The following is a 25102-nucleotide window of genomic DNA, read 5'->3' as shown; positions in this document are numbered from 1 at the left end:
CTCCTTACAGGGGGATGTTCCCGTGCTTCTTCGCCGGCAGGGTCTGGCGTTTGGTGCGCAGCGTCCGCAGGGCCCGCGCCACTTGCAGCCGGGTCTGCGACGGCGTGACGACCTGGTCGATGTAGCCGCGTTCGGCGGCGAGGTACGGGCCGCCGTGGCGTTCGCGGTACTCCTCGGTGAGCCGCCGGTGGACGGCCGCGCGTCGTTGCGGCGGCAGCTCGGCCAGCTCGCGGCGGTGCAGCACCTGCACCGCGCCTTCCGCGCCCATCACCGCGATCTCCGCGGTCGGCCAGGCCATGGTGACGTCGGCGCCGAGGTGCTTGGACCCCATCACCGCGTAGCCGCCGCCGTAGGCTTTGCGCACGACCACGGTCACCTTCGGCACCGTCGCCTCGGAGTAGGCGTAGATCAGCTTGGCGCCGCGACGGATGATCCCGCCGCGCTCCTGGTCCGTGCCCGGCAGGTAGCCGGGGACGTCGGCGAGGGTGAGCAGCGGGATGCCGAAGGCGTCGCAGAAGCGCACGAACCGGGCGGCCTTTTCGGACGCGTCGATGTCGAGCACGCCGGCCTGGTGCCGCGGCTGGTTCGCCACGACGCCGACCGTGCGGCCCTGGACCCGGCCGAACGCGCAGATCATGTTGGGCGCGAAGGCACTGTGCACTTCGGTGTACTCGCCGTCGTCGACCAGCGCGGCGACCAGCTCGGCCATGTCGTAGGTCTGGTTCGGCGAGTCGGGCACCAGCCGGTCGAGCGCGAGGTCGGCCGGGGTGACGACGGCTTCGGTGTCGTCGGCGTACTCCGGGGGCAGCTCGAGGTTGTTGGCCGGCAGGTACGCGAGCAGCGTCTGCACCCACTCGATGGCGTCCTCCTCGTCGGCGGCCCGGTGGTGGGCGTTGCCGGCGATCTCGCTCTGCACGACCGCGCCGCCCAGCTCCTGCGCGGTGACCCGCTCGCCGGTGACCGCGCGCACGACGTCGGGGCCGGTGACGAACATGTGCGAGGTTTCCTCGACCATCACGGTGAAGTCGGTGATCGCCGGGGCGTACACCGCGCCGCCCGCGCACGGGCCCATGATCATCGAGATCTGCGGGATGACCCCGGAGGCGTGGGCGTTGCGGCGGCCGAGCTCGGCGTAGTACGCGAGTGAGACGACGCCTTCCTGGATGCGCGCGCCGCCGGAGTCGTTGATCCCGACGACCGGGCAGCCGATGCTCATCGCCAGGTCCATCACCTTGAGGACCTTCTCGCCCGACGCCTCGCCCATGCTGCCGCCGAAAACGCTGAAGTCCTGGGAGAACACGCAGATCTGGCGGCCGTCGACGGTGCCGTGCCCGGTGACGACGCCGTCGCCGTAGGGCCGGTTGGCGTCCATCCCGAACTCGGCGCAGCGGTGCCGGGCGAACTGGTCGAGCTCCACGAAGGACCCCGGGTCGAGCAGCAGCCCGATCCGCTCGCGTGCGGTCAGCTTCCCCTTGGCGTGCTGCCGGTCGATGGCCCGCTTCTCCGCGATCCGGACGACTTCGTCCTGGCGGGCGGCCAGGTCGGCGATCCGGAACGCCGTGGCCGGCACCAGCTCGTCCATCACCGCACCCCCACTCCCAGCCGGTCGGCGAGCGCCGAGGCCAGCGCCGCGACGTGCGGCGGGTCGATCATCGAGACGTGGTCGCCGGGCACCGGCACGACTTCGAGCGCGCCGCAGTGGGCGTCCCAGCCGAGGGTGTCGTCGGTGCGCAGGTACCGCGGGTCCAAAGTGGTCGTCAGCGGGTGCGGATCCCGGGCACGCAGCAGCACCACCGGCCCGGCGTAGTCGGCCGGGGTGTACCGCTCGGCGACCCGGGCGTCCACATAGGACTCGTACTGGTGCTTGAGGACACCGGCGCCCAGGTCGGGCACCCGCTCGGTCAGCCGGTCCATGACCCGGCGGATCTGGGCGTCCTCGGTCAGCCCGGCCAGCTCGTCGCGCGGGATCTCGAAGGACACGCCGTAGGTCCGCGAGACGTGCTCGGCGAACCGGTCGAAGCGTTCCAGCAGCAGCTCGCCCGTCGGCTTCCCCGGCGTGGGCAGCGGCAGGATCGTGTCGATCAGGAAGACCAGCTCGACCGGTTCGCCGGCCGCGGTCAGCCGGCGGGCCGTCTCGTAGGCGAGGCAGCCGCCGAACGACCAGCCACCCAGCCGGTACGGGCCGTGGGGCTGGATCTCCCGGATCAGCTCGACGTAGCAGGTGGCTTTGGCTTCGACGGTGTCTTCGTCGTCGATCCGCTCGAACCCGTAGACCGGCTGCCCCTCCGGCAGCAGGCGGACGAGCTCGCGGTACACGCTGGTCGGACCGCCGGCCGGGTGGAAGAGGAACACCGGGTCGGCGACGCCGTCGCGCAGCAGCCGCACCGGGCCGCCGCCGTGGCCTTCGAGCTCGGCGCGCAGCTGGTCGGCCAGCGCGGCGACCGTCGGCGTCGCGAACAGCCGGTCCACGGCGGGCACCGCGCCGAGCTGCTCCGCGAAGAGCGCCCGCAGCCGGGCCGCGCTGCCGGCGTCGCCGCCGACGGCGAAGAAGTCGTCGTGCACCCGGGGTTCCGGGCCGCCCAGGACGGTCTGCCAGTGCCGCGCGACCCAGCGTTCGGCGGGGTCCCGAGGTCCGGCGGCCACCGCTTCGCCGGCCGCCCGTGGCTCGAAGCCGGCTTGGTCGGCGAGGTGCTCGGCGAGCTCGGTCAGGCTGGCGCCGCGCAGCAGCAGCGGGATCGGCAGCGGCAGGCCGAACTCGCGTTCCACCGCGCCCCGGGCCCGCATCGCCGACAGCGAGTCGAGGCCGAGCCGGGTCAGCGGGACGTCCCGGTCGAGCTCGGCGTACCCGAGCAGGCCCGCGACGAGCCCGGCCAGGTGATCGGCGATCGCCTTCCGGGCCGCTTCCGGTGGCTTCGCCCGCAACGCGGCCATTCCGTCCCAAGTGGACGCCGTGGCCCGCGGCGCGAAGATGCCGAAGAACGGCCGCTCGGCCAGGCCGGGGAACAGTTCCAGCACGGTCTCGGCGTTGACGCGGGCGATGCCGGTCGCCACGCGGTCACAGGCCAGGACGGCGTCCAGCGCCGAGAGCGCTTCCTGGGTGCCGAGGGGTTCGAGCACGGGGTTGCGCGACCCGGCCGCGGCGCCGGCCTCGCCCCAGGCGCCCCAGCCGATCGTCGAGGCCGGGAGCCCCTGCGCGCGCCGCCACGCGACCAGCGCGTCGGTCCAGGCGTTCGCGGTCGCGTAGGCGGCCTGCCCGGGCGAGCCGAACAACGCGGCGGCCGAGGAGTACACCAGCCACCAGTCGAGGTCGTGGCCGGCGGTCGCCTCGTGCAGCCGCCAGGCGCCCAGCGCCTTCGGCCGCCAGACGGCGTCGAGCGCGCCGGCGTCGAGGCTGATCGCGGCGCCGTCGGACAGGACACCGGCGGCGTGCAGCACCCCGCGCAGCGGCACGCCTCCGGCGACGGCGGCCGCGACCAGCGCCTCGGCCGTGCCGGGCGCGGCGATGTCGCCGGGCACGACGCGGACGTCGATCCCCAGGTCCCCGGGGTCGGCTTCGCGGCGGCTGTTGAGCACCACCCGCGTCGCCCCGCGCTCGGCCAGCCACTTCGCCGCCACCAGCCCGAGGCCGCCGAGGCCACCGGTGATGACGTAGGCGCCGTCGCGGACCGGCTCGCGCACCGGGTCGCCGAGCTCCGGGCGGACCAGTCGGCGGGTGTGCCGGACGCCCTCGCGCCAGGCCACTTCGTCGTCCGGGCCGTCGGCGCGGACCTCGTCACGCAGCTGGCCGACCCACAGCCGCGCCGGGTCCGGGCCGGCGTCGAAGTCGACCAGGCTCACCCGCAGTTCGGGGTGTTCGAAAGCGAGCACGCGCACGAACCCACGCAGCGCGGCCAGGCCGGGATCGCCCGGTTCGCCGGGCTCGACGCTCTGGGCGCCGGCGCTGACCAGCCACAACCTGGGCGGCTCGGCCTTCTCGGCCAGCTCGGCGACGACCGCGGACAGCGTCCCGACCAGCCGTGCCGACCGGTCGGGATCCGGCGTGGCGGCGCCACCCAGCAGGACCACGACGGCGGTCGCCGCACCGGCCAGGGCGGCCCGGTCGCCGAGGCGGGCGGTGACGAGGTCGTCGTCCTCTTCGGACAGCACGATCCAGCGCTCGGCCCGCTCCGGCGCGGCCGGCAGGTCGGCGGGCTGCCAAGCGGCCTCGAACAGCAGCCGTTCGAGGGCGATGTCCCGGAAGCGGCGGCAGTAGACGTCGCGGAACTCCACCAGCACGACGTCGTCGGCGTCGACGAGCTGAACGCTGCCGAGCAAGCCGTCACCGGACGGGTCCTTCGAGGTCAGGACCGCGTCCACGCGCACACCCCGCCTCGGTTCGCCGGCGAGCACCACCGCGCCGATGGTGAGCGGCAGGTAGAGGGCGTCCGCGTCCCCGACGGCGGCGGCCAGCGCGTGCAGGCAGGCGTCGGCGAGAGCGGGGTGCAGCCGGTAGGCGGGGTGGTCGCTCGCGGGTGGCGTGATCGCCGCCGACGCGCGTCCCTCGGCGGCGACCACGGTGTGCAAGCCGCGGAAGGCGGGGCCGTAGTCCTGACCGAGGCCGGCCAGGACGCGGTACAGGTCGAGAGGCTCACCGGTCGTCTCGCCGAACGGCTCCGACGGGGTGCCACCGGGCTCGATCCGCGCGGTGGCGTGCCGGACCCAGTCGCCCTGGGCGGTCTTGGCGTGCACGCTCAGCTCCGCGCCGGTGCGGCTGGTCGTCACCTCGGTGTGCTCGGCCAGCGGGAGGACCTCGCGCAGTTCGAGGTCGCGCACGGTGCCCTCGCCGGCGGCGAGGGCCAGTTCGAGGAAGCTGGTGGCCGGGAAGACCGGCGTGTCCCGCACGGTGTGGTCGGCGAGCCAGGGCAGGTTCGCGGTGCCGACGTCGCCACGCCAGAGGTGGGTCCGCCCGCCGGGCTGTTCGATGTGGACACCCAGGAGCGGATGTGCGCCGGTGCCGCGAGTGAGCGGCCGGGGCCAGAACCGCTCGTGCCGCCAGACCGGTCCGGGCAGCTCGACCAGCTCGCCGCGGGGCCGCGCGGCGAGGAGGTGGTCGCGGCCGTGGACGTGCAGGCGGGCCAGGCTGGTGAGGAACGCGGTCCGTTCGTCGACACGCCGGCCGGCCGAAGGCAGGCAGAGTGCCTGGCCGCCGACGGTCTGGTCCATCGCGGCCACCGGGTGCGGTGAGACCTCGACGAAAACGGTGTGCCCGTCGGCGACGGCGGCGGTGAGTGCCTGGCTGAACCGGACCGGACGGCGGAGGTTCGCGGCCCAGTACTCCGTGTCGAAGGCCGGGGTCTCCCGGGGGTCGTCGAGAACGCTGGTGTAGCAGGGAAGTTCGGCCGTGCCGGGCTCGATCCGCAGCTCGGCCCGGAACCGCCCGAGCACCGCGTCGACGGCGGCGGAGTGCCCGGCCCCGCCGACCGGCAGCCGGCGCGCGAGCCGGCCTTGGCGTTCGGCGTGCGTCACGACCGCTTCGACCTGGTCGGCGGCGCCGCTGACCGTGCACTGGGTGGGTGAGGCGTAGACCGCGACGGTGACGTCCGGGAACTCCGCCAGCTCGGCGGGACTCAGCTCGACCACGGCCATCGCGCCGTCGCCGCTCTGGTCGAGTTCGGTGAGCAGCCGCGCGCGGGTGCTCATGACGCGCAACCCGTCGGCGACGGTGAGCGCCCCGGCCACGACCGCGGCGGCGACCTCGCCCATGGAGTGGCCGAGGACCGCCGCGGGCGTGACGCCGTGGGCGCGCCAGAGCCCGGCCAGCGCGAGCTGCATGCCGAGGAGGGCGAGCTGGGTGGCGGCCAGGTCGGGCAGGTCGTGCTCGAGGAGGTCGGTGAGAGAGGTGCCGGTTTCGGCGTGGAAGACGGGATCGAGCGTGTCGACCTCGGCGCGGAACGCGGGTTCGGAGCGCAGGAACAGCCGGCCCATGCCGGACCACTGGGAACCGTAGCCGGAGAACACGAAGACGACACTCGGCTCGGCGGCGGGCTTGCCCGCACCGGTCAGGCCCCGGCCGGCGGCCAGCTCCCGCAGCCCTTCGGCCACCTCCGCGCTTCCCGCACCGACCACCGCACCGCGGACCGGCAGGTGCTCCCGCCGGTGTGCCAGCGTCGAAGCCACCAGCCCGGGCGGCGCCGAGCCAGCTTCGAGCCACTCGGCCAGTTCCCCGGCCCGCGTCCGCAGCGCTTCCCCGGACCGGGCCGAGAGCGCGAACACCTGCGGCGACTCGTCCTCCCCGCCCCGCGGTGGAAAGGACGCCGCCGGCCACTCCTCCACCACCACATGCGCGTTCGTGCCGCCGAAACCGAACGCCGAGACCCCGGCTCGCGCGGTGCCCGAGTAACGCGGCCAGTCCGTCGGCCCGGCCACCACCCGCAGCCCCGAGAAGTCGATGTGCGGGTTCGGCGCGTGGAAGTGCAGGCTCGGCGGGATCCGCCGGTGGGTCATGGCCAGCACGACCTTCAGCAGCCCGGCGATCCCCGCCGCGCCTTCGAGGTGTCCCAGGTTGCTCTTCACCGACCCCAGCAGCAGCGGCCGCCCGCGTTCGCGCCCGAGCACCGACGTCAACGCGCCCGCCTCCAACGGGTCCCCGAGCGGGGTGCCGGTGCCGTGCGCCTCCACGTAGTCCACAGAGGACGGATCCACGCCCGAGGTCGCGTACGCCTCGCGCAGCAGGGCCGCCTGGGCCTCCGGGTTGGGCGCGGTCAGGCCGTTGGACCGGCCGTCGGAGTTCACCGCGCTGCCGCGGATCACCGCCAGCACCCGGTCGCCGGCCCGCCGGGCCGCACGCAGCGGCTTGAGCACGAGGACCCCGCAGCCCTCGCCGCGGGCGATGCCGTCGGCCGCGGCGTCGAAGGGCTTGCAGCGGCCGTCGGCCGCGAGCACGCCCGCGCGGTGGAAGCCGGCCGTGATGCCCGGCGAGAGCAGGACGTTCACCCCCGCGGCGAGCGCCGTCTCGCTCTCGCCGCGGCGCAGGCTCTGCACGGCCTGGTGCACCGCGACCAGCGACGAGGAACACGCGGTGTCGAGCGTCAGGCTCGGTCCGCGCAGGTCCAGCAGGTACGACAGCCGGTTGGCGGCGATGCTCGCCGCCGCGCCCGTGCCGGACCAGACGTCCACGCCCGCGACGTCGGTCATCGTCAGCGAGCCGTACTCGGTGGCCGACAACCCGACGAACACCCCGGTCCGGCTCCCGCGCAGGCCGGCCGGCGGGATCCCGGCGTGCTCCAGCGCCGCCCAGGCGACTTCCAGGAGGATCCGCTGCTGCGGGTCCATGGCCTCGGCCTCGCGCGGGGTGATGCCGAAGAACGCCGCGTCGAATCCGGCGACGTCGTCGAGGAACCCGCCACGCGGCGGCACCCCGGCGAAGTCCGCCGCGGCGGCGAACGTCTCCCAGCGGCCTTCGGGAACCTCGCCGATGCCGTCGCCGCCGGACTCGAGGAACCGCCAGAACGCGGCGGGCGAGTCGATCCCGCCCGGCAGGCGGCAGCCCAGGCCGATGATCGCGATCGGCTCCTCGGCCACGCGCTCGGGCAGCGGGGCGGCCGGTGAGTCCCCTGTGGACAGATACGCCGCGAGCGCGTTGATCGTCGGGTACTGCCACACCAGGGTCACCGGGAGCGGCCGGCCCACGAACCGGCCCAGGTCGGCGGCCAGCCCGGACGCGTCCCGTGAGGACAGTCCGAGCTCCTGCAGGGGCCGGTCGGGGTCCACCGCGCCGAGCCGCTCGGTCAGCCAGGCCCGGACGTTCATGCGAGCCGCCCCAGCGCACCGTCCAGGTAGGACTGACGGCAGGCCGCCCGGCTGATCTTGCCGCTGGAGGTGCGCGGCACTTCGCCCGGGGCCAGGAAGACGACGTCGTGCAGGCGCAGGCCATGCGTGGCCGACACCGCCGCCCGCAGCGCGGCGGTCACCGCGGCGATGTCCACTTGCGCGTCCTTGGCGCGTTCGAGCACCACCACGGCGGCTTCCCCGTCGTCGCCGCTGATCGCGAAGGCAGCGGCCGAGTGCGGCCGGACCCCCGCGTGTGCTTCGACCGTCTGCTCGATGTCCTGCGGGTAGTGGTTGCGGCCATCGACGACGACCAGGTCCTTCAGCCGGCCGGTGACGAACAGCTCGCCCTCGACCACCACGCCGAGGTCCCCGGTCGCGAGCCAGCCCTCGCCGGTGTCCGGGTCCAGCGGCGGCAGGCCGAACGTCGACGCCGACGGCCGGCCCCAGTAGCCGCGGCCGACGTTCGGGCCGCTCACCCGGATCTCCCCGACCTCGCCCGGCCCGGCCTCCTCGCCGGTCGCCGGGTCGGCGATCCGCACCCGCTGCCCGACCGGACGCCCGCACGAAACCAGCGTCGTGCCGGACCCGGCGGGCACCGCGCGCCCGGCGGCGAGCCGGTCGCGGTCGAAGGTGACCTGGCGGGGCGGCCGGCCGGCGTCGGTGACCGAGACGAACACGGTGGCTTCGGCCAGCCCGTAGGACGACCGGTGGGCCTCCGGCCGCAGCCCGCATTCGGCGAAGGCGTCCTGGAACTTCGCGATGGTGGCCGGCAGCACCGGCTCGCTGCCGTTGATCAGCGAGACGACGCGGCTCAGCTCCAGGTAGCTCTTCTCGGCCTCCGTCACGCGGGAAGCGCAGTAGGCGTAGGCGAAGTTGGGCGCCGCGCTGATCGCGCCGGGACTCGCCGACAGCGCGCGCAGCCACCGCGCGGGCCGCTCCAGGAACGCCAGGGGGTCCATGAGCACCGACGCCATGCCGGCGATCATCGGCGCGCCGATGCCGAGGATCAGGCCCATGTCGTGGAACAGCGGCAGCCAGCTGACCGTCGACGTGGTGCGGGCTTCCGCGCCGTAGGCGGCACACGCCTGACGCGCGTTGGCGAGCACGTTCCGGTGCGTCAGCACGACTCCGGCGGGCGAGCGCGTGGAGCCCGAGGTGTACTGCAGGTACGCCGGCGCGTCGGGATCGAGCGCGGCCCAGTCCCGGGTTCCGGCCGGAGGGAGCGCGTCGACGGCGATCACCGGCAGCTCGGCCGCGAACTCGCGGACGACGTCGAAGTCGTCGGTCGTGGTGAGCGCGACGCGCGGGGCGCAGTCGGCGAAGGTCGCGGCCAGCCGGCCCGCGTGCCCGGGCAGGCCCGGCGCGAACAGCGGCACCGCGACCAGCCCGGCCCGGATCGCCCCGAGGAACGCGACGACGTAGTCGACCGACTGTCCGACGAGGACCGCGGCCCGCTCCCCCGGCGCGGCGATCTCGAGCAGGCGCGCGGCCACGGCGCCGACCCGCTCGTCGAGCTCGCGCCAGGTGAGCGAAACCGCGCGGCCGTCCGCGACCGTGCGGTGGTCGAGGTGGGTCACCGCGACCTCGTCGCCGAGGACGCGCGCCCACCGGCCGAGCAGGGTCGCGAAGGACTCGGTGTCGCCGGAAGTTTCGCCAGTGAAGGGAACCGGCTGGGAAAGGGTTTCCATGGCTCCTCGCAGATAGCGTTTACCGGCGCAGTGAACAGCTGCTCCCGGCGGGTTGTCAATCGAGTGCTTTCCTTTGCTCACCGGAAAACGGACTACGGGACCGCGTGTTTGTCACCCCGGGACGAGGTCCGGTACCGCACGGCCAGCAGCGCGCCGGCGGCCGTGAGCGCGGCCGCGGCGAGCAGCCCGGCGGTGTACCCGCCGGCCAGCGCCCGACCGGCCGGTGCGCCCGCGTCGAGGCGCAGCCCGCGCACGGTCGTCAGCACCGCCCCGACCAGCGCGACCCCCAGCGCACTCGACACTTCGCGCGAGACGGTGAGCAGTCCGGACGCCGAACCGGCGTGCCGTTCGGCCACAGCCTCCAGCGTGTGGGAGGTCAGCGGGACGGTGAACGCCGAACCGGCGCCGATCAGCGCCATCCCCGGGATGCGCGGGACGAGGGCCGGCACGTGGTTCACCGCGGCCAGCGCGAGCAGGCCGGCGGCGACCACGACCAGCCCGGCCGCGACCGTCCGATGAGGACCGAACGTCCGCACCGCCCACGGGACCGCGGGAGTCGCGGCGATCACCGCGACCGCCACCAGCGCCAGCGGCAGACCCGCCGCGACCGGACCGAGCCCGAGGAACTCCTGGTGCAGCAAGGGGGTGAAGAAGAAGACACCGGAAACCCCGAGTCCCCACAGGACCTGCACGGCCAGCGCACCGGTGAAGGCCCTGGCGCCGAGCAGCTCCGGGGGGACCAACGGCGCCCGGGCACGTCGTTCCCGCAGGACGAAGACCAGCCCGAGCACGGTTCCCGTGCCGAGCAACGCGACGCCGGTGCGCGGCCGGGTGCCGAGTTCGACCAGTGCCGCGGTGACCAGGACCAGGCTCGCGGTCGCGACGGTCATGGCCGCGACCGCCGGACGCGGGCCGATCGGCCCGCGTCCGGGCCGGGTGACGACCGGCACCAGCAGGAGCATCACCGCCACGAACGGGAGGTTGACGAAGAAGATCCAGCCCCAGCCGAGCGATCCGCTCAGCACGCCGCCCAGCGCCGGGCCGAGTGCCAGCGCGGCCGCGAGGCACGCCGTCCACACCGCCGCGCCGATCGTCCGGCCGCGGGCGTCGAGGTTCACCCGCAGCAGGCTCAGCAGGCCCGGCACCACGAACGCCGCCGCCAGTCCCTGCAGCACGCGCGCGGCGACCAGCAGCGACAGCGAGCTCGCGAACCCGCCGACGGCGGCGCCGAGACCGAACGCGAGCAGCCCGCCCAGCAGCGTCGCCCGGCGGCCCCAGCGGTCGACCAGCGCGCCGGCGACCAGCAGCAGCCCCGCGAACGGGAGCATGTAGCCGAGCGCGACCCATTGCAGCGCCCCGAGGTCGAGCGCGAGGTCGCGGGCGATCGACGGCGCGCCCGCAGCGACGATGGTGTTGTCCAGCGTGGTGATGAACGCGCCCAGCCCGATCAGCACGAGGGTCCGCCCGGTCATCGCGCGCTCCCCACCAGTTCGCGCGTCCCCGCGGCCCGCCGCCGCGGGAACCACCAGTTGGCCGCACCGAACCGCGCCATCACCGCCGGCACGAGCACGCACCGGACCACGACGGCGTCGAGCAGCACCGCGACCGTCAGCCCGACACCCGCCTCCCGCACCACCCGGGCGTCGACGAACGCGAAGGCCGCGAACACCAGAGCCATGATCAGCGCGGCCGCGGTGATGGTCCGCCCGGTCGCCGCGATGCCGTCGACCACGGCGGCGCGCGTGTCGCGGTGGCGCCGCCAGCCTTCCTGGATCCGGGCGATCAGGAAGACCTCGTAGTCCATCGACAGCCCGAACAGCCCGGCGAACAGGAACACCGGCAGGTACGGCTCGATCGGCCCGCCGAAGGCGAACACGACCGCACCGGTGGTGGCCGCCGCCGTCAGGAGGTTCATCGCGGCCGCGGTCAGCGGGATCAGCACGCTGCGGAACACCCACGCGAGCAGCAGCACCGAAATCCCGACGACACTGGTGAGGAACAGCGGCAGCCGCGCGGTGATCGCCGCGGAGAAGTCGGCGCGGGTGGCCACCAGCCCGCCGACGTGCGTGTCCGGGCCGCCGATCGTCGTGGCCATCGTGCGCGTCCAGGTCAGCAGCTCGGCCGTGGCCGGGTCGTCCGGCGCGGTCCGCGGGGTGAGGGTGAGCAGCCAGCCGCCGGGCAACGCGGTGGGCGGGCCGACGTCCGCCCGGGCCAGCAGGGCTTCCCGCAGCGTGCCCAGCGAGGCGTCGCCGGTGCCCACCACCAGCAGCGGCGCGCCCGCACCGGGCCCGAACCCGGCGTCCAGGAGCCCGGCGGCGGTCTTCGTGACGCTGCCGGGCGGGTCGAGAGCGGCGTCGGGGACGCCCAGCCGCAGCCCGGTCATCGGCAGCGCGAGCACGGCCACGACCAGCAGCGCGGCGAGGGTGTACGGCCCCGGTCGCGCGGTCACCGAGCGCGCGAAGCTCGCCCAGCGGCGGCCGCTCCCGTCCGCCCGCACCCGCATCCGCCGGGCCGCCGGGCGCAGCAGTGCGGGCAGCAGGGTCAGCGCGGCCGCCGCCGTCAGCAGCACCGAAACCGCGGCGGCGACGGCGATCCCGTCGAGGAACGGCAGGCCGACGGTGAGCAGGCCGGCCAGCGAGACGCAGACGGTGACCCCGGCGAAGACGACGCTGCGGCCGGACGTCGCCGCCGCGGCGGCCAGCGCGGGCTCGGGATCCGCGCCTTCGCGGCGGCCCTGCCGGTAGCGGGTGAGCACGAACAGCGCGTAGTCGACGCCGACGCCGAGGCCCAGCAGCGCGGCAATCTCGGTGCTGATCTTCGGCACGGTCAGCACGTGCGAAAGGAGCGTGACGACGGCGAGCGCGCACCCGACCGACACCGCCGCGGTGAGCACCGGCAGCAGCACGCAGGCCGTCGACCGGAACGTCACCAGCAGCACGAGGGCCGCGGCGAGCAGGCCGATCCCGGCGTTGCCCAGGTCGGGCGCGGCGGCCGTCATCGAAGCCAGTTCGCCGGCGGCCCCGGCGGTGAGGCCGCCCGCGTCGCGGACGACCGTCGCGAGCGCGTCGGCGGTGCCCTGGCCCAGGTCCGCCGCGGGCGCGTCGAACCGGACGGCCAGCACGGCGGTCCGGTGGTCGGCGGAGACCAGCCCGGGTGGCGGGTCGACGGCCACGACGTGCGGGAGCGTGGTCAGGCGGGCGGCGAGCGCGTCGAGCCGGGCGCGCCCCGGGCCGGCGTCGATCGGGCCGTCCGGCGAGTGGGCGACAACGCGTTCTTCGGCGCCGCCCGCCCCCGCGCCGCGCAGCAGGTGCGCCGCCGCGGTGCTGTCCGCGGCGGGCAGGTCGACCGTGTCGCGGAAGTCCGCGCCGGTGTGCAGTGCCGCGAGCCCGAGCCCGGCCAGCGCGGCCAGCCACAGCGCGACGACCACGCCGGCGCGGCGGAAGCACCACGAAACGATTTTCGTCATCCGGCCTCCTCCCGCGTGCGTGGACGATCACGCTAACAACGGAAACCGGCGCGAAGATACCGTCCCGGCTCACAAATCGGTTCGCGAAAACCCTTGCCGCAGTGAGTGTTCCGCCGCTTGTCGGACGCGTGACAATCTCGCGCGCCGCCGTTGTCCCGCGCGTGACAGAAGCCGGTGGTCGTGGTTGCCAATCTCGTTTCCGTGTGAGTACATGACCTTCGCGACGACGCGGAAAGGGGCGCCCATGACCCGGACGATCACCGTTCCGCACCCGCGGGGCACCGGCCGGGCGCAGCAGCTGTGGTGTTCCCTGCCGACCGAGCTCGCGCGGCGGTTCCGGCCGCACGCCGACCCGCTCGCCCGGCGGATCCTCGAAGAGATCCAGCGGGCCGTGCCCGAATACGCGAAACCGCTCGAGGGCGAGTTCGGCAAGATGATCGTGCTGGCGATCGAACAGGCGGTGGTCAGCTGCATCGACAGCATCGACGGCGTCGAGTCCACAGAGGACCCGTGGCCGCAGTTGTTCGTGGAGGTGGGAAAGCGCGTTCACCATGACGGCGGCAGCCTGAACTCACTGCAGGCCGCCTACCGCGCGGGCGGGCGCGCGGCGTGGCGGTACGTCGCCGAGCTCGGGCAGGCCCACCGCTTCCCTTCGGCCGTGCTGTGCGTCGGCGCGGAAGCGATTTTCGCCTACGTGGAAGAGATTTCGTCGCATTCGGTCGAGGGGTACACGCTGGCGCAGGCGATGGCGACCGGCACGCTCGAACGCCGTCGCCGCCGGCTGCTCGAACTGCTGCTGGCCAGCCCGCCGTCGTCGCCGGCGACGATCGCGACGATGGCGAAGGCCGCGCAGTGGACGCTGCCCGAGTGGGTCACGGTCGTCGCGCTCGACCCGCGGACCGACCAGCACCAGACGCCGGCCCCGCAGGTCGCCGACGACGTCCTGCTCGACCTCGAAGGCACCGAACCCTGCCTGCTGACCCCGAACCCGGACCGCGACCTGCGCGGGCTGGAGAGCCGGCTGCCGGGCTGGCGGGCGGCGGTCGGCCCCCGCGTCCGCCCGGCCGACGCGGCGACGTCGGCGCGCTGGGCCCGGCGCACGCTCGACCTGGTGCGGGCCGGCCTGGTCGGCGACCGGGCCGTCACGCACACGGCCGACCACCTCGCCACGCACTGGCTGCTGCTCGACCGGTTCCTGCTGGACGAGCTGTCCGCGAAGACCCTCGCGCCGTTCGCGGGGCTGACGGTCAAGCAGCAGGTCCGGCTGGCCGAGACGTTGCTGAGCTGGCTGGAGCACAACGGGAACACCCCGGACATCGCGCAGGCGCTGGGCATCCACCCGCAGACGGTCCGGTACCGCGTCAGCCAGCTGAGCGGCCTCTTCGGCGACCGGCTGGCGGATCCGGCGCAGCGGCTGGAGATCCAGATGGCGTTGCGGGCGCACCAGATCCTCGGCACCCAGCCCGGCTCTTGACCGTGCAGTGGGCCCGAACTTAAGGTTCCGGCATGCTGTTAGCGCTAACAGCGTGCTGGAGGACTCACCGATGACGTCATCTCTGCCCACTTCGCGCCGCGAGCTCTTCGGGCGCGTCGGCGACACCGACGTCCACCGCTACACCCTCGCCTGGCCCGGCGGGCTCACCGTGCGCCTCCTGGACTACGGAGGTGTCGTCCAGTCGCTCGAAGCGCCGGACCGGTCCGGCGAGCCGGGCGAGGTCGTGCTGGGCTTCCCCACGCTCGAGGGCTACGTCGAGAACAACCGGCCGGGCGCGGCGCGGGTCTTCCTGGGCGCGCTGATCGGCCGGTACGCCAACCGCATCGCCGGCGGCGCGTTCACCCTCGACGGCGTCCTGCACCGGGTGCCGGTGAACGACGGGAAGAACAGCCTGCACGGCGGCCCGGCCGGCTTCGACACGCGCGTCTGGTCGGCGGCCGAGGTCCCCGGCGGCCTGCGGCTGAGGTTGCGCAGCCCGGACGGCGACCAGGGCTACCCGGGCACGCTGACGACCGAAGTGACGTACCGCCTGGTGGCGCCCGGCCGCCTGAGCATCGGCTACCGCGCGAGCACCGACGCGCCGACGGTGGTCAACCTGACCAACCACACGTACTGGAACCTGGCCGGCGCCGGCGCCGGCGACGTCCACGGGCACTGGCTGCGGATCCCCGCCGCGCGGTACTGCCCGACCGACGAGAACCTGATCCCGGGCGAGGTCGCGCCGGTCGAGGGCACGCCGTTCGACTTCCGCCAGGCGACGCGGATCGGCGCGCGGCTGGGTGCGCCCGACCGGCAGCTGGCGATCGCCGGTGGCTACGACCACAACTGGGTGCTGGACGGCCGCCTCGCGGCGCAGGCGTGGGACCCGGTTTCGGGGCGGCTGCTGACGATGCGGACGACGGAACCGGGCGTGCAGTTCTATTCGGGCAACCACCTCACGGCGGACCTGGGGAGTGGCGCCGGGTTCGCGCTGGAGGCCCAGCACTTCCCGGACTCGCCGAACCGGCCGGACTTCCCGAGCACGGTGCTGCGGCCGGGCGAGGTCTACCGGCAGGAGACGGAGTACGAGCTGACGACGGCGGACGGCCCGCCGGCGGGCTGAGCGGTGGCGTGCGCGACAACCGGGCGGTCGCGGGCGCCGATCGCCGTTACCCTCGCCCGGCATGGGAGATCTTTCGGCCATCGCCGCTGACCTGGCGCCTTCGGGCACGTTGCGCGCGGCCATCAACCTCGGCAACCCGGTGCTCGCCCACGGCACACCGGCCGAGCCCGGCGGGGTCACGGTGGACCTGGCCCGGGAGACGGCGGCGCGGCTGGGCATCCCGGTGGAGTTCACCTGCTTCGACGCGGCCCGCAAGGCCTTCGAGGCCCTGACCTCGGACGCGGCGGACCTCTGTTTCCTGGCGATCGAGCCTGCCCGCGCGGCCCAGGTGGCGTTCACGGCACCGTACGTCGTGATCGAGGGAGTGTTCGTGGTCCCGGACAACTCCCCCCACCGATCCCCGGCCGACGTCGACCACCCGGGCGTCCGCATCGGCGTGAAGCAGGGTTCGGCGTACGACCTGTACCTCACACGCACCCTGGCGCACGCCACGGTGGTGCGCGGTTCGGACGGTGTCACGGTTTTCGAGGAGGAGGGTTTGGAGGTCGCCGCCGGAATCCGCCAGCCGATGACCGCCTACACCGCCGCCCACCCGGGGACCCGGCTGATCGACGAGCGGTTCATGCAGATCCGGCAGGCGGTCGGCACCACGCTGACGCGGCGGCCGTCGACCGTCGCGTTCCTGACTGAGCTGGTCGAGGAGCTGAAGGCCAATGGGTTCGTCGGTGAAGCGCTGCGTCGCGCGAACCAGCCGGATGCCACGGTGGCACCGCCCGGCTGAGTCACGCCTGCGCGGCAGTCCGCAACGCGGCGAGACCGCGGGCCACGACGGGGTGCGCCGCGCTGCCGCGCCGGACGTAGGCCGAAATCCGGCGGGACGGCCGCGGTGAGCCGGTCAGCGGGAGCCGCCGGACCGCGTGTGCCGACGGGATCGGCAGCAGGCAGACACCGAGCCCTTCGGCGACGACGGCGGACGCGGCGTACCACTCCTTGACGTGGTGCCCGACGCGTGGCGTGAACCCCGCCGCGGCGCAAGCGGCGAGCAGCAGCTGGTAGGTGTCGTTGTCGCGGGTCTTGACGACCCAGCTCTCCCCGGCGGCGTCGGCGAATTCGACGCGGTCGCGGCGCGCCAGCGGGTGCCCGCCGCGGACCAGGAGGTCGAGCCGGTCGTCGAGCAGGAGGTGCTGGTCGAACCGCGTCCCGCCGGCCGGCGGGACGTCCGGGGTCGGCAGCACGACCGCGATGTCGGCGTCGCCGGTGAGCAGCGCCTCGAAGCAGTCCTTGGTCTCTTCCTCGATGCAACGTGCCGCCGTCGCCCTCGCCGAGCGCGGCCAGGTCCGCGAGGGTTTCTTCCCAGCGCGCGTGCAGTTCGTCGGCGTGACCGAGCAGCAGTTCGGCGGCCGGGGTGAGCCGCACGCGGCGGCCTTCGTGGCTCAGCAGCTCGGCCGTCGGCCGGCCGCACCTCGGGACATTGCACTTCTGTCGCTGCCGTCATTACTACGACATTGCGCCTTCTCGACGGTCGAAACGAGTGCTACCTTCCTCGTGGTGCAGGTCGACCCGAGGGGTTGCGATGAGGCTTTCTCCCAGCGCGCACATCGACTCCTTCTGCCGTGACCGGCTGCCGCCCGCCGCGCAGTGGCCTCGGCTCGTCTTCGACCTGCCCGAGCTGCGCTATCCCGAGCGGCTCAACGCCGCCACCGCCCTGCTCGACGGCGCCGTCGAGCGGCTCGGCGCGGACCGGCCCTGCCTGCGCTCGCTCCACGAGACCTGGACCTACGGCGACGTCCTCGCGCGCGCCAACCGGATCGCCCACGTGCTCACCGCCGAGCTCGGCGTCGTGCCCGGGAACCGGGTGCTGCTGCGCGGCACCAACACGCCCTGGCTGGCCGCGTGCTGGCTCGCCGTGCTCAAGGCCGGGGCCGTCGCCGTCTCGACGATGCCGATGCTGCGCCGGCACGAGCTCGACAAGATCGTCGACCGCGCCCGGCCCGCCGTCGTCCTCTGCGACGAGCACCTGCTCGACGAACTGCCGCCCGGGCTACCCGTCGTCTCCTACGGCGCCGAGCTGGCCGAACGCTGCGCCCGCCACCCGGCCACCTTCGCCGACGTCGAAACCGCCGCCGACGACGTCGCCCTGCTCGCCTTCACCTCCGGCACCACCGGGACCCCCAAGGCGACCATGCACTTCCACCGCGACCTGCTCGCCATCGCCGACACCTTCTCCCGGCACGTCCTCCGCCCCACCGCGGACGACCTCTTCTGCGGCACGCCGCCGCTGGCGTTCACCTTCGGCCTGGGCGGCCTGCTCGTCTTCCCGCTGCACGCCGGCGCGTCGGTGCTGCTACTGGAACGCGCCACCCCCAAGGAGCTGGCCTCGATCGTCGCCGAGCACTCGGTGACCGTGCTGTTCACCGCGCCCACCGCCTACCGCGCGATCCTCGGCTCCGGCGACGGTCCCCTGCTGGCCGGCGTCCGCCGCGCCGTCTCCGCCGGGGAAGCGTTGCCCGCCACCGTGGCCGAGCAGTACCGCGAGGTCGTCGGGCGGCCGCTCATCGACGGCATCGGCAGCACGGAGATGCTCCACGTGTTCATCTCCGCCGCCGACGACGCCGTGCGCCCGGGCACGACCGGCACCGTCGTGCCCGGGTTCCGCGCCGCCGTGCTCGACCTCGACGGCGAGCCCGCGCCCGACGGCACGCCCGGGCGCCTCGCCGTGCAGGGCCCCACCGGCTGCCGCTACCTCGAGGACCCGCGACAGGCCGACTACGTGCACGACGGCTGGAACCTGACCGGCGACACCTATGTGCGCGAACCCGACGGGTACTTCCGGTTCGTGGCGCGCAGCGACGACATGATCGTCTCCTCCGGTTACAACATCGCCGCTCCCGAGGTCGAAGAAGTGCTGCTGACCCACCCGGACGTCGACGAGTGCGCGGTCGTCGGCACGCCCGATCCGGATCGGGGCGCGGTGGTGACCGCCTTCGTCGTGCTCCGGCCCGGCGTGCCGCCCGGCCCGGACGTGGTGCGCGCCCTGCAGGAGCACGCCAAAGCCGTTGCCGCGCCGTACAAGTACCCGCGCCGGGTGCGGTTCATCGACGCATTGCCGCGCAACGCCAGCGGGAAGCTCCAGCGCTTCCTGCTGCGCGAGCGGTGAACGGGGTGACGGGCCCGCTGCCGAGGTGGGGTGGCGGTGGGCCCGTCACGTTCGTGGGGTGCCGAGGACATGCGTTCAGCTTACCCACGGATTCGAACACGTGTTCGCGTCTGTTCAGGTGAAATCCGGCTACGAAAAGTCACCAAAGCCGCTGCACCCGACCATGCCGCAACACTTCCAGGTGACAAAGAGTCCTCAGTAGACAGTCACGGAGCACCGGAAACGCGACCGGGCGACCGCACAGGAGCCCGTCACGCACCCGCCACCCCCCGCGAGCGCGGGAGGCGCGAAACCCCGGCCGTCAGCGGTAAACCTTCGGACACGCACTGACCTGCGCCGGAGGACCATCACCCCGACGCGCCGAAGAGGCGGTGACCGGCCCGGAAACCGGGTCCCATAAAGTCTTTCGCGCAGCCATCCGGAGGTGAACACCAGCGTGCCCGAGGTCGACTTCTACGAGGTGCTCGGCCTCCGCCGGGACGCCACGGCGACCGACGTCAAGACGGCCTACCGCCGGCTGGCGAAGACCATGCACCCCGACGGCGGCGGCACGGTCGGCACGTTCCGGCTGCTCCGCGAGGCCTACGACGTCCTGAGCGATCCCGTCGCCCGCGCCCGCTACGACTCGAACGGCGCCACCGTGGTGCCCGTGCCGGTTCGGCCGCGACCCCGCCGCCGCTTCGGCGACGAGCCGGGGTTCGTCCCCGACCTGCCCGAACTCGACGCCGAAGACCTGAGCTGGTGGCACTTCGCCGGCCAGGACACCCGGATGCGCCACGGCCGCCGCCGCGGACCGGGGCACACGCCCGTGGTCGCCGCGGTGGCCGGGATGGTGCTCGTGCTGCTGCCGCTGGTCACCGGGGTCGGGTTCAGCACGCCGGTGCTGATCGTCTGGCTGCTGCTGACCGCCGGCACCGCGCTGCTCGTCCAGCGCCTGGCGCGCGGCTACCTGCGGGCGAACCGGGCCCGCGAGGCCTTCGCCGAGGAGTTCGGCGGCCGGACCGTCTTCGGCGCGCCCGGCACCGAGCGCGACGAGCTGGCCGAGCGGCTCACCGCCGACCTGCTCGAGCGCTACCTGACCCGGCTGCCCGGCGCCCGGATCTTCCACGGCCTCGCCTGGCCCGGCTCGGTGTTCGCCGACGTCGACCACGCGGTGCTGTGCGGGAAGCGGCTGGTGCTGATCGAGTCGAAGCTGTGGCTGCCCGGGCACTACGAGACCGCCGAAGACGGCCGGCTGCTGCGCAACGGCCGGCCGTTCCGCGGCGGCGGCAGCCGGCTCGCCGAGAGCCTCGCCGCCTACCGCGACCTGCTGCCGGGCGTGGCGCTGCGCGGGGCGATGATCGTGTACCCGAGCCGCAGCGGCGACCTGACCACGGCCGACCCGGACGACCTGCCGGCCGCGCCGATGACGCCCGAGGAGTTCCTGCACGAGATCGGCGAGTGGCTCGCCGCCGATCCGTCCACTGTGGACCACCAGGCGCTGCGGACGATGCGTGACCAGGTGGTCGGCGGGGGCGGCCGGGCCGCGTGAGCCCGGCGGCCACGCTGGGCACGGTGCTGCTGGCCTACCTCCCCGCCGCGGTCTCCCCCGGCCCGAACTTCGTGCTCATCGCGCACACGGCCGCGGCCGGGACGCGCCGGGCCGCCGTGGCGGTCGCGCTCGGGGTGGTCGCGGCGGGCGGGGTGCTGGCCGCGGTAGCCGTCTTCGGACTGGGAGCGGTGCTGGCACGCGAACCCTGGCTCGCCACGGCTCTGCGCATCGTCTGCGGCGCTTACCTCGCCTGGCTCGGCCTCAAACTCTGGCTGAAGGCCCGCGCGCCGGACGCCGCCCCGCCGACGAAGCACGGCAGCGCGTTCCGCCAGGGCGTGCTCAGCAACCTGACCAACCCCAAGGCCGCCGCGTTCTTCGGCAGCGTCCTGACCGCGACCCTGCCGCCCACCGAACCCGCCGCCGTCAAAGCGGCCGCGGTCGCGCTCATCGTCGTGGCCTCGACGGCCTGGCACCTGTCGGTCGCCCTGCTGTTCTCCGCGCCCGCCACCCAGCGCTGGTACGAGCACGCGAAACCGGCCCTGAACCGCACCGTCGGCACGGTTCTCGTCGTCCTCGGCATCACCCTCGCCGTAACGCCGTGAAGGCCTCCTCGCCGCAGCGAGAAGGCCTTCACGGATCGACCAACTACCGGGTACCACCCGAGGCGCGCTGCTTCTGCGCGTGCGCGGAGCGGGTGCAGACCTCGCCGACGTCGACCGTCTGGCCGCGGTCCGCGTAGACGTCCGCCACGCCGACCAGCTTGCCCTTGGCCGTCGAGCAGGTCAGCTGGTAGGCCTCCTTCGTCCCGTACGTCGGCGGGATCGGCGACGAGAACGACACGTCGCCGGTCCAGTCGTCGACCGCGTTCGGGTTCGCCTGGTCGTAGTTCACGACCACGGCCGTGTAGTCACCGGCCGGCGGGTCGAACAGCACGGCGTGCTCGGACGTCGTGCCGCCGTTGGCCGACGAGCTGACCAGGTTGCCCGCCGCGTCGTAGATGAACAGGTCCCAGTCGGTGGCCGTGTTCGCCCAGTTGATGTTGACGCTGAACTTCCCGTTGTCCACCTGCGGCATGCCGTTGACGTGGAAGGTGAACGTGTCACCCGCCGGATCGGCCGGGTAGTTCTGGTTGATCGGCGGCACCCCGGCCGGGTTCGTCACCGCGAAGCCCTGCTGCGCCGGGCCCTGCGGGTCGCGCCCGTAGCGACCCGCGACGTACGGCCGGGTCGAGGGGTTGACCGACCAGGCGAACCGCCCGCCGGTGGTGGTGAACGTCGAGTTCAGGTCGTCGGTGACGTAGATCGGCGGCTTGGTGGAGCCGTCGGGCTGGATCACCGGCGACGTCGGCGTCTGGAACGTCTTGTGCAGCTTCAGCTGGTAGCCCTTCGGCGCCGAGCCGATCAGCGTCGAGTGCGCCTGCGGGTCGGCGGTGTTGGCCAGCATGTCCAGCAGCGCCGCCCGGTTGCCGCCCTTGCCCGCGCCGGTCGTCGGGGCCAGCCCGGCGTACTCGGCGACGACCGCGGTCTCGTATGCCTCGTGGAAGCCGGCGCCGCCGACCTCGATGGTGAAGCCCCAGCCACCGGTGGCCCAGTACGACCAGTCCTCGGTGGTGCCGGTCGTGTCGTAGAGCGCCCAGCTCGGCTCGCTCGTGTAGCCGTTGCGCGAGGCCAGCTTGTCACCGAGCGCCTTGTACGCCGGCTCCTCCAGCGGCGGCCGCACGTCGGCCACGCCCGGCGGGCGCAGCACCAGTGCCGCGTTGGTGTGCCAGGTGATCAGGTTCGTGACCTGGCGGCTCGACACGATCGAGCGGATGTTGCGCGACTCGGGCTCGGAGAACGGCGCGGACCCGCGGAAGGTGTCGCCGCTCCACGCGATCTCGGCGCCGTTGCCGCCCCAGAACCCGGCGTAGTTGCGGTTCGGGTCGGTGCCGCGGATGCGGCCGCCGGGGTTGGCCTTGCAAACGCCGGTGGCGTACTGCGGCGGCGAGTCGTTGACGTTGCAGTTCTTGCGCTTCATCTCGTAGTCGAACCGGGTGAAGTCACCCTTGGGCTCGGCTTCGCGGGAGATGTCGAAGCCGTCCGGGTTGACGATCGGCACGATGATGTTGCGGGTCTTGCCGACCATGCTCCGGATCGAGTTGTCGTGCGAGTAGCCGTTGACCAGCTCGTACGCCCACTCCATGACGTGCTCGCCCGCCGGCCACTCACGAGCGTGGTGCACGCCCATGGTGAAGTCGACCGGCTTGCCGTCGGTGACGTTCTTGACGTCGGTGGCGATCTCCAGCCCCATGACGTCGCGGCCTTCCCAGGTCGGCTCCGGCATGGTGAACGCCGAAACGAGGCCCGGGTTCTTGCGCGCCAGCTCCTTCATCTCGTACTCGTAGTCGTAGAGGTGGCGGTAGCTGGTCCGGCCCGAGGGCAGCACGGACTTGGGCGTCGCCGCGGCGTACGCGCGGTCGGCCTTCGCGTCGGCGACGGACTTGGCCGACAGGTCGGCCGTGACGACGCTCGACTTCAGGCCGCTGCTGGTCAGGGTCTGCCGGTCGGCGTCGTCGGCCAGGACGACCTCGACACCGGTCGCGTCACCCTTCTCCGTGACGTCGAGGCCGAGCCCGTTGAGCTTGGTCTTGTCGGCGCGCGTCGGGGTCTGGACGCGCACCAGCTGCGCCTTCTGCGCGGTGGTCGGCGTGCCCTGCGGCGTCAGCGCCAGGAAGTCGACGCCCAGCTGGACCTGGTCGGCCGGGCCGCCGTTGCGGCAGCCCTGGACGACGAGCTGCTGGCCCTTCTTCACGAAGCTTTCGGCGAGTTCGTGGGAGCGCAACGCCGCGGAGGCGGCGACGACCGCGCCCGTGGTCTTGTCGAACACGGCGACGTCCCAGTCGCCTTCGGCGCCCTTGGTCGCCTTGAGACGCGCCTGGACGAGGCCGTCCACGGTGGACGTCAGCTCGCGGCGGTCGGTGCCCGAAGTGCCCTTGGGCAGCAGTTTCGCGAAGCACGAGCGCGTCACGGACTTGTCGGCGCGCAGGATGTTCTGCGCCGCGCCGGCCGTCCCCGCGGGCAACGCGACGAACGTTGCGGACAGTGCCACCGCCGAGGCCAGCAGCACCAGTCTTCTTGGTGAATTCCCCACAGGCAAAGACCTCCTTGACGAGGCCGGCACCAACGGACGTACCGGTAGCGAGTGACCGTAATGGACGAAAACCCGCTGCGGTAACCGCCGTAAGTCGTACTGCTTCACCTGGTCTTCACACTGCCAAGCCACCAAAAGGACATTTCACCGGGAGTTCAACCACTGCTCGGCTACTGTCGGTTCATGGTCACGGTCCCTGCGCGACGAACGTCGGTCGCGGTCTCGCTGGCGGGTGTCGCCGCGCTCGTCCTCGGCGCCGCGTTGGTGTTGCTGCTGCAGGTCATCCCGCCGACCGACCAGATCAGCGCGACCCGCCGCACGATCAGCGAATACGGCCTGTCCGACCACAAGTGGCTGTTCGACCTGGCCGTGGTCCTGGTCGCGCTCGGCTCGGCCGCGGGGCTGGCGGTGCTGAGCAGCCAGCGGCGGCTCCCGGTGCCCGCGGCGATTCTCGGTACACTGTGGACGGTCGGGCTGCTGGTGATCGTGGCCTTCCCGAAGCCGGACTGGGCCACGGTTTCCCGCTCGGACTTCGGCGGCACGCTGCACCGGATCGCGAGCGTGGTCGCGTTCGTCGCGCTGCCGCTGGCCGTGCTGGTCGCGGCGCGCGCGGCGTTCCCGGGCTCGCCCGGCCGCCGGTGGCTCGCGCGCGTGCTGGCGATCGCGTCACTGGGCTGGTTCGCGGTGATCCTCGGCGCGGTCGTGGTGGCCGCGACCGAGGGCGGCCGCTGGTGGACGCTGATCCCGCTCGGGCTGGTGGAACGCGGGATGGCGCTGACCGAGCTGGTCGCGCTGGGTGTGCTGCTCGCCCCGGTCGGCACCCGGTCCGGACCACCTCAGCCGCGGTAGAGCTCCGTCAGCAGGGCCGCCGCCAGGTGCGTTGCCGGGTGGGCGTCGCGGTGGCGCCAGATCAGGTGCACCGGCACGCTCGGCGCGTCGCGCAGCGGGCGGTAGCGGATGCCGTCACGCCGGTACTGCGCCGCGGTGGCTTCCGGCGTGACACCGGCGCAGCGCCCGGTCGCGATCGCCGCCAGCCAGTCGTCGATGTCGTGGGTGTACTCGACTGCCGGGCGCGCGTCCTCGGGCCACAGGTCCGCCGTCGTGGTGCCGGTGCGCCGGTCGACGACGAGCGTCCGGCCGGCGAGCTCGGCGAACGGGACCGAGCGGCGACGCGCCCACGGGTCGTCCGAGGCCAGCGCCACGCACCGGCGTTCGTGCCCGACCAGGACGTGGGCGTACCGGCGGGTGTCGACGGCGGTCCGGACGAGGGCCAGGTCGCAGCGTCCCTCGGCCAGCCCGCCGGTCGCGGTGTTGGTCCGGACCAGCTGCAGCTCGACGTCCGGGTAGCGGTCCTGCCAGCGGCGCTGGAACTCCCGCGTGTGCCGGCCGGCCGCCGACCACGCGTGACCCAGCCGCAGCCGGGTGTGCCCGGTGGTGACCTCGTGCACCAGCGTTTCGGCGTCGGCCAGCAGGACCCTCGCGCGGGCGAGGACGGCGACCCCGGCCGTGGTCGGCTCGACGGTCCGGCTGGTGCGGTGCAGCAGCCGGACCCCGAGGACGCGCTCCAGCGCGAGCACCGTCCGCGACACCGTCGCCTGCGAGACGCCGAGCTCGAGCCCGGCGTCGGTGAAGCTCCCGGTGTCCACGACCGCGACGAGGTGACGCAGGTGGCGCAGCTCGAGCTCGGCATCCATGCGTTCAGCGTATCGCTGGCGTGTCGCATGC

Annotated in this window: 16 protein-coding genes; 8 read left to right on the top strand and 8 right to left on the bottom strand. The window is 73.6% G+C overall.

Annotated elements, in window-relative coordinates; translation table 11 throughout:
* Positions 1–4 precede the first annotated feature (4 nt).
* The 5 genes from M8542_RS20380 to M8542_RS20360 form a co-directional block, all read right to left on the bottom strand.
* Positions 5–1582, bottom strand: coding sequence for an acyl-CoA carboxylase subunit beta (locus M8542_RS20380; RefSeq protein WP_257921792.1), 1578 nt, complete (start codon positions 1580–1582; stop codon positions 5–7).
* Positions 1582–7788, bottom strand: coding sequence for a type I polyketide synthase (locus M8542_RS20375; RefSeq protein WP_257921791.1), 6207 nt, complete (start codon positions 7786–7788; stop codon positions 1582–1584). The genes M8542_RS20380 and M8542_RS20375 overlap by 1 nt, the downstream gene beginning before the upstream one ends.
* The gene (locus M8542_RS20370; RefSeq protein WP_257921790.1) at positions 7785–9497 is read right to left on the bottom strand and encodes a fatty acyl-AMP ligase; all 1713 of its coding nucleotides are present in this window, start codon (positions 9495–9497) and stop codon (positions 7785–7787) included. The genes M8542_RS20375 and M8542_RS20370 overlap by 4 nt, the downstream gene beginning before the upstream one ends.
* Before the next feature lie 92 nt (positions 9498–9589).
* Positions 9590–10969, bottom strand: coding sequence for an MFS transporter (locus tag M8542_RS20365; protein ID WP_257921789.1), 1380 nt, complete (start codon positions 10967–10969; stop codon positions 9590–9592).
* On the bottom strand, positions 10966–12963 hold the full coding sequence (locus tag M8542_RS20360) for an MMPL family transporter (RefSeq protein WP_257921788.1): 1998 nt from the start codon (positions 12961–12963) through the stop codon (positions 10966–10968). Before M8542_RS20360 ends, M8542_RS20365 begins: the two co-directional genes overlap by 4 nt.
* Positions 12964–13207: 244 nt before the next feature.
* Between M8542_RS20360 and M8542_RS20355 the strand changes: the two genes are divergently transcribed.
* The 3 genes from M8542_RS20355 (at position 13208) to M8542_RS20345 (ending at position 16341) form a co-directional block, all read left to right on the top strand.
* Positions 13208–14437, top strand: a complete 1230-nt coding sequence (locus M8542_RS20355; protein ID WP_257921787.1) for a PucR family transcriptional regulator — start codon at positions 13208–13210, stop codon at positions 14435–14437.
* A 70-nt stretch (positions 14438–14507) separates the two neighbouring features.
* Positions 14508–15560, top strand: coding sequence for an aldose epimerase family protein (locus M8542_RS20350; RefSeq protein WP_257921786.1), 1053 nt, complete (start codon positions 14508–14510; stop codon positions 15558–15560).
* Positions 15561–15621: 61 nt separating this feature from the next.
* Positions 15622–16341: a transporter substrate-binding domain-containing protein gene (locus M8542_RS20345; protein ID WP_257921785.1), complete on the top strand. Its 720-nt coding sequence runs from the start codon at positions 15622–15624 to the stop codon at positions 16339–16341.
* Between the two features lies 1 nt (position 16342).
* Here the strand turns inward: M8542_RS20345 and M8542_RS20340 are convergent, their stop codons facing one another.
* Positions 16343–16804 carry a LysR substrate-binding domain-containing protein gene (locus M8542_RS20340; RefSeq protein WP_257921828.1) on the bottom strand — a complete coding sequence of 154 codons (462 nt, stop codon included), beginning with the start codon at positions 16802–16804 and terminating at the stop codon, positions 16343–16345.
* On the opposite strand from M8542_RS20340, the gene M8542_RS20335 reads away from it, so the two are divergent.
* From M8542_RS20335 to M8542_RS20320, 4 genes are all read left to right on the top strand, one after another.
* Positions 16803–17177, top strand: coding sequence for a hypothetical protein (locus M8542_RS20335; protein WP_257921784.1), 375 nt, complete (start codon positions 16803–16805; stop codon positions 17175–17177). The two genes, M8542_RS20340 and M8542_RS20335, sit on opposite strands and share 2 nt — an antisense overlap.
* Positions 17134–18717 (top strand): AMP-binding protein, encoded by a 1584-nt coding sequence (locus M8542_RS20330; protein ID WP_257921783.1) that lies wholly within the window; start codon positions 17134–17136, stop codon positions 18715–18717. Before M8542_RS20335 ends, M8542_RS20330 begins: the two co-directional genes overlap by 44 nt.
* Positions 18718–19153: 436 nt before the next feature.
* Positions 19154–20248, top strand: coding sequence for a J domain-containing protein (locus M8542_RS20325; protein ID WP_257921827.1), 1095 nt, complete (start codon positions 19154–19156; stop codon positions 20246–20248).
* Positions 20245–20850 carry a LysE family translocator gene (locus tag M8542_RS20320; RefSeq protein ID WP_257921782.1) on the top strand — a complete coding sequence of 202 codons (606 nt, stop codon included), beginning with the start codon at positions 20245–20247 and terminating at the stop codon, positions 20848–20850. The genes M8542_RS20325 and M8542_RS20320 overlap by 4 nt, the downstream gene beginning before the upstream one ends.
* A gap of 43 nt (positions 20851–20893) precedes the next feature.
* On the opposite strand, the gene M8542_RS20315 is transcribed toward M8542_RS20320, so the two are convergent.
* Complete coding sequence (locus tag M8542_RS20315) at positions 20894–23353, bottom strand: M14 family zinc carboxypeptidase (protein ID WP_257921826.1); 2460 nt, start codon at positions 23351–23353, stop codon at positions 20894–20896.
* A 207-nt stretch (positions 23354–23560) separates the two neighbouring features.
* Between M8542_RS20315 and M8542_RS20310 the strand changes: the two genes are divergently transcribed.
* A complete protein-coding gene (locus tag M8542_RS20310; protein WP_257921781.1) occupies positions 23561–24226 on the top strand; it encodes a DUF998 domain-containing protein in 666 nt (221 codons plus the stop codon).
* Here the strand turns inward: M8542_RS20310 and M8542_RS20305 are convergent.
* On the bottom strand, positions 24214–25071 hold the full coding sequence (locus tag M8542_RS20305) for a LysR family transcriptional regulator (RefSeq protein WP_257921780.1): 858 nt from the start codon (positions 25069–25071) through the stop codon (positions 24214–24216). The two genes, M8542_RS20310 and M8542_RS20305, sit on opposite strands and share 13 nt — an antisense overlap.
* Positions 25072–25102: the final 31 nt, after the last annotated feature.

Origin of the sequence: Amycolatopsis iheyensis, assembly GCF_024703995.1 — a bacterium.
GTDB classification, from domain to species: domain Bacteria; phylum Actinomycetota; class Actinomycetes; order Mycobacteriales; family Pseudonocardiaceae; genus Amycolatopsis; species Amycolatopsis iheyensis.
The sequence above is the reverse complement of the archived record's forward strand: the minus strand, read 5'-3'. Positions and strand labels throughout refer to the sequence as shown.